The organism is Paenarthrobacter sp. CAP02 (assembly GCF_040137855.1).
Taxonomy (GTDB): domain Bacteria; phylum Actinomycetota; class Actinomycetes; order Actinomycetales; family Micrococcaceae; genus Arthrobacter.
Genome location: NZ_JBEEII010000021.1, coordinates 3,525 through 5,396 on the forward strand (window position 1 = coordinate 3,525; position 1,872 = coordinate 5,396).

The 1,872-nt window shown below is 55.2% G+C and carries 1 rRNA gene; it reads right to left on the minus strand.

The annotated features are described in order from the left end of the window. Nucleotides 1–158: 158 nt before the first annotated feature. Nucleotides 159–1,678, minus strand: a 16S ribosomal RNA gene (locus ABHM97_RS21425). Nucleotides 1,679–1,872: the final 194 nt, after the last annotated feature.

A 1,872-nucleotide genomic window follows, 5' to 3' on the forward strand; every position in this document is an offset into this window, starting at 1 on the left:
CACCAGGACACAACCGAACAGGCCATGCCAAAAAAATGATTCGTTGATATTCCACCCATGAGCACCCACCGCAGAACAGACGCCTGCGCAATGGGCAACACTGACAACCACCACGAACCGCATACACAGAACACGGATAGTTGTTAGCAGCTCCTTAGAAAGGAGGTGATCCAGCCGCACCTTCCGGTACGGCTACCTTGTTACGACTTAGTCCCAATCGCCGGTCCCACCTTCGACGGCTCCCCCCACAAGGGTTAGGCCACCGGCTTCGGGTGTTACCAACTTTCGTGACTTGACGGGCGGTGTGTACAAGGCCCGGGAACGTATTCACCGCAGCGTTGCTGATCTGCGATTACTAGCGACTCCGACTTCATGGGGTCGAGTTGCAGACCCCAATCCGAACTGAGACCGGCTTTTTGGGATTAGCTCCACCTCACAGTATCGCAACCCTTTGTACCGGCCATTGTAGCATGCGTGAAGCCCAAGACATAAGGGGCATGATGATTTGACGTCGTCCCCACCTTCCTCCGAGTTGACCCCGGCAGTCTCCTATGAGTCCCCGGCCGAACCGCTGGCAACATAGAACGAGGGTTGCGCTCGTTGCGGGACTTAACCCAACATCTCACGACACGAGCTGACGACAACCATGCACCACCTGTAAACCGACCGCAAGCGGGGCACCTGTTTCCAGGTATTACCGGTTCATGTCAAGCCTTGGTAAGGTTCTTCGCGTTGCATCGAATTAATCCGCATGCTCCGCCGCTTGTGCGGGCCCCCGTCAATTCCTTTGAGTTTTAGCCTTGCGGCCGTACTCCCCAGGCGGGGCACTTAATGCGTTAGCTACGGCGCGGAAAACGTGGAATGTCCCCCACACCTAGTGCCCAACGTTTACGGCATGGACTACCAGGGTATCTAATCCTGTTCGCTCCCCATGCTTTCGCTCCTCAGCGTCAGTTACAGCCCAGAGACCTGCCTTCGCCATCGGTGTTCCTCCTGATATCTGCGCATTTCACCGCTACACCAGGAATTCCAGTCTCCCCTACTGCACTCTAGTCTGCCCGTACCCACTGCAGAACCGGAGTTGAGCCCCGGTCTTTCACAGCAGACGCGACAAACCGCCTACGAGCTCTTTACGCCCAATAATTCCGGATAACGCTTGCGCCCTACGTATTACCGCGGCTGCTGGCACGTAGTTAGCCGGCGCTTCTTCTGCAGGTACCGTCACTTTCGCTTCTTCCCTACTGAAAGAGGTTTACAACCCGAAGGCCGTCATCCCTCACGCGGCGTCGCTGCATCAGGCTTGCGCCCATTGTGCAATATTCCCCACTGCTGCCTCCCGTAGGAGTCTGGGCCGTGTCTCAGTCCCAGTGTGGCCGGTCACCCTCTCAGGCCGGCTACCCGTCGTCGCCTTGGTAGGCCATTACCCCACCAACAAGCTGATAGGCCGCGAGTCCATCCAAAACCACAAAAGCTTTCCACCACCACCACATGCGTGGAATGGTCATATCCGGTATTAGACCCAGTTTCCCAGGCTTATCCCAGAGTCAAGGGCAGGTTACTCACGTGTTACTCACCCGTTCGCCACTAATCCCCCAGCAAGCTGGGATCATCGTTCGACTTGCATGTGTTAAGCACGCCGCCAGCGTTCATCCTGAGCCAGGATCAAACTCTCCGTTGAAAACAAAAAAAATCAAACAGACACAACCACACCCACCGGAAATAACGGTCGACGCGGCTGCACAAAATTCGAAACCAGCTGAAAACCAGCCCACCACACACGGGGGTGCATGACAGAACTGGCATAAATTTCAACCAATCAAAAAACAATCGGTATCAACAAACTTGGCACACTATTGAGTTCTCAAACAACAG